Source organism: Helicobacter sp. T3_23-1059 (assembly GCF_053654515.1).
Genome location: NZ_JBSIUV010000083.1, coordinates 1 through 6,349 on the forward strand (window position 1 = coordinate 1; position 6,349 = coordinate 6,349).

Genomic DNA, 6,349 nt, shown 5'->3' on the forward strand with positions numbered 1-6,349 from the left:
ATATTTTTTTTTTATAAATTGCCACCCACGCAAATTTATAATAAAATCTGCTTAGCAATCAAAAAATGGCAATATTTTGATGAATTGCCACGCGACTTTTGCCCGCTCACACCTCTTTGCTAGCCATTTTTGCTTGCTTACAACGAAGAAGTTTTTTATTATTTTTGCATTATTGATTAGCTTGCAAGTTTAGGATTAGGCTACGAATTTGCTCGATTTTGTCATATAAATCTTTATCGCTCGCATAATTTATAAACTCCCCTTTAGAATGCTCGCAATAGCATTCTGCATTATCTAGCATAGATTTTATATCAAACTCGCTAGGTTCGTTTGCTAGCAAGGCTTTTGAGACATAGCCACGCACTTCTAGCCCCTCTAAATAAAACTCGCTAAAATCATCTTTGTAGCGTTTCAAACACGATATAATTTCTTTGGCTCTGTATCGGTTAAATTCATTTGAAAAGCTAGGGTGGCTAAAGCAAAATAATAACTTTGGTGGCTTGTAGCTTATGTATAAAATATGTTCTTGCATAGCAAGGGGGAGCGTGGCTTTTAGTTGCTCTAGTTTATAGCGCGTGTAAAATGCCTTGCCTAGCTTTGCATAAGCGGGATTAGCAAAGATTGAGGAGATGATATGTTTGGCTTTTTTGATAGAATCTATGTTGGTAGAATTTATCGCATTTTTTGTGCTAGATTTTGCTTTGAGGGATTTCATTTTGGCTACCTTTTGCGTTTTTATTTGCGTGTTTGCTTGCGCTTTTGTGGATTTTGCCTGCTTGCTTTTTTTATCAGTGGTTGCGGGTTTAAGGGCGACCCTTATTATTTAGAATCTAGTCAAGCTATAAATTTTGATGATTTAGATAATATTTCTACGCGTATGGAATAGCGGGTGGTTAAAAAAACAGATTTTACGCTTTTTTATGCTTTTTTTTCAAAGTATTCTTTGCAAAAAATAGATTTTGTCAAAATCTATGTCGCAAAAGTCATAAAATCTAACGCTATTTTTCCCACGATTTTAGTTGGACTATGTCCTCATAGCTTGTCATATCCACGCTTAAAGGTGTGATAGAGACATAGCCATTTATCACCGCTTCAAAATCACATAGATTCTCGCTTCGTTTTTCCCATTTTATCGGATGTGTGCCTAGCCAATAGTATTCTTTGCCACGCGGATTTTGTGCTTTGCGCACATCATTGCCATAGAGGCGATAGCCTAGCTCGGTGATTTTGTAGCCTTTGGATTTTTTTGCTTTGGGGATATTTACATTTAAAAATCGCCTTTTTGGCAAGCTCAAATGACTAGAATCTGCCAAAATCTCTTTTGCAATTTCATAAGCACATTTTTTTGCTAATTCAAAATCGCAATCTTTTGCCTCCCCCTCTTTATTTACAAGCTGTGAGATCGCCACACTTGGTATGCCAAATATGCTAGCCTCCATAGCCCCAGCCACTGTGCCAGAGTAGGTTACATCTTCGCCCATATTGCACCCGATATTTATGCCTGATATTACTAAATGAGGGGGGTTATGTTTGCCATATAGTGTATTTAGCGCGAGATATACGCAGTCTGATGGCGAGCCATCATCAAGTTTGTAAAGATTGGATTCTACTTCGTGTAGCATTAGTGTTTTTGTGATAGTTAGCCCGTGTCCGCAGGCAGATTTTTCGTTGGCAGGGGCGACTATGACTACGCGTCCTAATGGCTCTAAAGCCTCTTTTAATGCCAAAAGTCCTAATGAATCATAGCCATCATCATTGGTAAGCAAGATTTGTTTTTGTGTCATTTGTATCCTTTTTTGTGTTTAATCTATGTGATTTCTTTGAAAAAATCCTCTAGCAAGTAGCCTAGATTAGATTTTATCCCTAATGGAAAAGAATCTAGTTTAGACTCTAGGCTAGATTTTAGGTTGCCTAGATTTTGCTGTGCGCCATCTAATCCTAGCAGATTTACATAGCTATTTTTTGCGCTATCATTTTGCGTAGTCTTGCCTGCTTTTGCGCTTGTTTGCACGGCATCTATGATGTCATCTCGCACTTGAAAAAATAGTCCTAATTCTAGCCCAAATGATTCTAGCCTAGCGATTAGCTCATTAGAAGCATTAGCGATAATTGCGCCCATTTTTAGGCTTGTAGCGATTAGTTTGGCGGTTTTATGGATATGGATTGTTTGGAGTTTTTCTAGGCTTAAAGATTGATTTTCATAGTGGCAGTCTAATGCCTGCCCGATTATCATTCCGCTTAACCCGCCATTTTGTGCTAACTCGCGTATGAGGGCTACCACCACGCTAGGAGCTAGCACGCAGTTACTAAGCAAGTAAAACGCATAAGTATTTAGCCCATCTCCTACAAGAATCGCTGTAGTCTCATCATAGGTGGTGTGAAGGGTTGGATTCCCCCTGCGAAGTGAGGCATTATCCATACTTGGCAAATCATCGTGGATAAGCGAGTAAGTATGCAGGCATTCTAACGCTAAGGCTGGCAAAAATGCGTTTTTAGTTAGCATAGGGTTTAGCCCATCGACAATCGCTAGCAAAAGATTTGGGCGAAATCGCTTGCCACCATTTAGTAGCATTTCCCAAAAAGCGCGCAAAAAATGCGGGTGAAAATCTGGCAAGCAAAATCTAAGCGAATCTGCGGGGAGGGAATCTTGATTGAAATTTTGTTTATTTTGCGGGCTAAAATCTTGTGAAGTGGATTTTGCAAAAATATCGCTAGGATTTTGGGATTTTAGGAATGTTTCAAAATCACTGATTGCTTTTTGGTAGCTTAAAGCGTGATTGTTTTTTGACATTTTTATCCTTAGATTTTGATGATTTTTCGTAGTTTATGCAGGTTTTAAGCACAGGTTTGAAACATAAATTTTAAACACGGCTTTCAAACAAATATACGCGAGTGATTTTAGCCAAAACTACCTTAAAAGCACAAAAATTTGCAAATCTTAACAAAAAATACAATAATATATCACTTTCACTTAACATAAAAAGGAGCAAAAATGTCAAAATCCAACAAACTTCCACGCGTATCTAAACCAGCAAAACAAAATGCTTTTGCATTGCTATCTTGTTTTACGCTTAGTAGCACCATCATTACCGCGCTAAATGCAGAACCTATCCAAAATCCCATAAATACTATCACACAATCTAGCCACGACATAGAAGCAGAGCAAGCGCTAGAATCTAGCCAAGCCACAAACTACAATGAAAACACCACAAATAGCGAAATCCAAAACAAAAATAGCGACACTGCAAAACAAAACAACGAACCTAACCAAATATCTAAAAAACCAACTTCTATCATACAAAAAGAGGGCTTTAGATTTTATTATACAGGCTGGATTGAGAGCTTTAGCAAAATCGGCTTTAACAACCAAACCAAAGATCCTAACATAGGCAAATATCCCACCGATAGTTTTAGCGCGATGGTTGGTAGCTTTGGATTAGGTGGCGAGTATGATATAGGCATACAAAATCTTAATTTTGGGCTTAGTATCACTGCTGGCGGGCTTGTGTATGATTCTAGTCATAGGGAGTATCCCGGTGGCGAAAAAAGCGTGATGAATGAATACATAGGAATGTGGGAGGGCTATGATTTACAAGGCAGAAGCCAGATAAAGCGACATTACTATGTGGTAAATAATGCTTATTTGGATTATGGGATTTCTTTTGGGAGTGGCAAGGGGCAGGGGTTTTATTTTAAAGGTGGGCGATATGAGTCCAAAGCACAATATATGAGTGGCTACACGCAAGGTTTTGAGCTGGGGTTAAAAACTCGGAATCTTCATTTATGGTGGTTTAGCTCATATGGCAGGGCGTTTGCCTATGGGCAGTGGCTTGTGGATTTTTATTCCCCTCGCGGATATTATGAATCTTATGATAATGACGGCAAAGGTATCGGCAGTTTTAAAAATAACGGAATCCACGCATTTAAAGCGACTTATAGCATTGGCAGGCTTGATATTAGCCCGCAAGTGTATTTTTCTATCGGCACTTACACTGCGCCAATCATCGAGCTAGTCTATGATTCTAATAGGGATTTTAGCGCGAAAGGTTTTCGCTCTCAAACGACTTTACATTTTATGAATCCCATGCATAACTCCCGCGTGGTAGATTCTCCCAATCATTATCGCTACGGGGATTTGGTAGCAAAATCCACGCAAACACTTTATATAAAGCAACGATTTGATTTTAATGAATATAACTTTGGGCTTGGGCTTTATAAAAACTTTGGTAATGCAAATGCGTATATAGGGACGATTGGCAATCCTATAATGCTAGATTTATGGACGACTAGCGCGTATGATTTAGGGCGAAATATCAGCGACATCATTAGCAAAAACGCCATTACGCCATTTGTATTTATCGGTGGAAAACATTTTGATAATAAATTTAGTTGGAATCTTATCGGGCGATACACGGATTCTACGCGAAGTGAGGAGGGTTCTATCGCAGGGGCATTCTCTTATGTCTTTGGTGGAGGGCTAAGCGTGGGAGTGAAGCTAGAATGGCTTAGCGATACGACAAAAGCGGAATACCGTGTAGGCTCAAATGGCAAAGGAAATCAAAATCTAAGCAAAGAAGAAAGCGACAAGATAAACGCGCAATCAATCAAATCCACCCCCAAACGCACCGATGATAGAAGCCATAGCTTTGTGTGGGTAAGGTATGAATTTTAGATTTTTGTTAGCGTGGGATAGATTTTACAATGCGTAAAAAATCGCAAATTTCACATTTATCTTGCAATAAAGATAAATAATGCTACAATTTGAAGTCGGGTAGCACAAACAAAAAAACCAAACAAGGAGATAAAAATGAGCAAAATCCTACTCATAGAAGATGATGTAGAGATACAAAATCTTATCAAAACTTATTTAGAGCAAGCAGGCTTTGAAGTCATCACTACCGCCTTGCCAGATGATGCCCTAGATATCATAAAAGAGCAAAAAAATAGCATTGAGCTAATCATACTTGATTTAGGGCTTCCTCAAATGGACGGCTTAGAGCTATGCAAAAAAATCCGCGCACAATACAAAATCCCTATCATTATTTCCTCAGCTCGCGGGGATATTTACAACAAAATACAAGGCTTTGACAAAGGTGCTGATGACTATCTAGCAAAGCCCTATGAGCCTGTGGAGCTTATCGCTCGCATAAACGCGCTACTTCGCAGGCTAAAGCCAAAAGAAAGCTCTTTTGGTGCGCTACGCATAGACACGCAAAAGCGCGAAGTCCATTTACATAATGAACTTTTAGATTTGACAAATACAGAGTTTGACATACTAGCCCTGCTTATCGAAAACCGCTTGCACCCTATCAGCCGAGAATCTATCGCAAACACGATTTCTACCATACACGATGATTCTAGCCTAAGAAATGTCGATACGCATATCCGCAACCTACGCATAAAGCTAAATGACAATGCCAAAGAACCCAAATTTTTGCAATCTGTGTGGGGGATAGGATACAAATTTTGCCTATAAATTTTTGTAGATTTTAGGTTTATTAAGATTTTGTTTTATTTAAAAATCTAAGTTGTTGTGAAAAATTGTGAAAAATTTGTGGTGGATTTTGTGGCAAATTTTATGGGATTTTTGTAGTAGATTTTGTCTAAGTTTTAGGATTTTTGCATTTTTTTAAGTCGTATATTTTTGCTTTTTGACGATATATCTTTGCACTTTATTAGTAGCAATAAAAACGCAACATAACCAAAAAGGAAGAAAAATGCCCGCAAAAACCTCTGCTAAAAAACCACACTACTTACCACACACCACAAAAAGCCACCACCTTACCAACACTCTAAGCGCGAAGCTAAAACGCCTTATCATCATTCGCCACGCTGATAGTATGGATAGAGAAGTTTTTTTGACTTCTTGCAAAGCAAAAAAAATCCCGCACAATGATATGCTCCGCCCCCTAAGTAAAAAAGGCAAAATCCAAAGCGAAAATATCGCCCTTTTTGTCCAAAAATCCCTACACACGCAGCGAACCCCTATTTCTTGCGTGCTTACTTCCCCTGCAAAACGCACGATTCAAACCATAAAGCCACTCTCAAAAGTGCTAAAAAAAGTGCCTTGCCAGCTATGTGATTTTATCTCGCCAGATTGCGGGATAGAGGGGTATGAAAAAGCCATATATGCAAACGATGAGACAAGCCAAACACTAGTGCTTGTGGGACACGAGCCAGATTTGGGTGATTTTGTCAAATACGCATTGGGGGTGGATTCTTTTGAGGGGGTAGAATTTCCAAAAGGCGTAATTATCGAGCTAAAGAAAAAGCCAAAGGCAAAGCATTTGCAAGCAGGATTTACCCTCTCACTTTTTATCCCACCTAAATATTTGTAAAGGCTCAATTT

Annotated in this window: 7 protein-coding genes; 4 read left to right on the forward strand and 3 right to left on the reverse strand. The window is 38.8% G+C overall.

Going from position 1 to position 6,349, the window contains the following annotated elements:
• Positions 1-169: 169 nt before the first annotated feature.
• The gene (locus tag ACWIX0_RS12620; RefSeq protein ID WP_454174342.1) at positions 170-715 is read right to left on the reverse strand and encodes a hypothetical protein; all 546 of its coding nucleotides are present in this window, start codon (positions 713-715) and stop codon (positions 170-172) included.
• 12 nt (positions 716-727) lie between these two features.
• Between ACWIX0_RS12620 and ACWIX0_RS12625 the strand changes: the two genes are divergently transcribed.
• Positions 728-886: a hypothetical protein gene (locus ACWIX0_RS12625; RefSeq protein WP_454174343.1), complete on the forward strand. Its 159-nt coding sequence runs from the start codon at positions 728-730 to the stop codon at positions 884-886.
• 112 nt (positions 887-998) lie between these two features.
• Here the strand turns inward: ACWIX0_RS12625 and surE are convergent, their stop codons facing one another.
• Both surE and ACWIX0_RS12635 read right to left on the reverse strand, forming a co-directional pair.
• Complete coding sequence (surE, locus tag ACWIX0_RS12630) at positions 999-1,784, reverse strand: 5'/3'-nucleotidase SurE (protein ID WP_454174344.1); 786 nt, start codon at positions 1,782-1,784, stop codon at positions 999-1,001.
• A 23-nt stretch (positions 1,785-1,807) separates the two neighbouring features.
• A complete protein-coding gene (locus tag ACWIX0_RS12635; RefSeq protein WP_454174345.1) occupies positions 1,808-2,791 on the reverse strand; it encodes a polyprenyl synthetase family protein in 984 nt (327 codons plus the stop codon).
• 201 nt (positions 2,792-2,992) lie between these two features.
• Here ACWIX0_RS12635 and ACWIX0_RS12640 point away from each other — a divergent pair, with 201 nt between their 5' ends.
• The 3 genes from ACWIX0_RS12640 to ACWIX0_RS12650 all read left to right on the forward strand — a co-directional run bounded on the left by ACWIX0_RS12640 (position 2,993) and on the right by ACWIX0_RS12650 (position 6,338).
• Positions 2,993-4,672, forward strand: a complete 1,680-nt coding sequence (locus tag ACWIX0_RS12640; protein WP_454174346.1) for an outer membrane family protein — start codon at positions 2,993-2,995, stop codon at positions 4,670-4,672.
• Positions 4,673-4,807: 135 nt separating this feature from the next.
• Positions 4,808-5,476 (forward strand): response regulator transcription factor, encoded by a 669-nt coding sequence (locus ACWIX0_RS12645; protein ID WP_454174347.1) that lies wholly within the window; start codon positions 4,808-4,810, stop codon positions 5,474-5,476.
• A gap of 241 nt (positions 5,477-5,717) precedes the next feature.
• Positions 5,718-6,338 carry a SixA phosphatase family protein gene (locus ACWIX0_RS12650; RefSeq protein ID WP_454174348.1) on the forward strand — a complete coding sequence of 207 codons (621 nt, stop codon included), beginning with the start codon at positions 5,718-5,720 and terminating at the stop codon, positions 6,336-6,338.
• Positions 6,339-6,349: the final 11 nt, after the last annotated feature.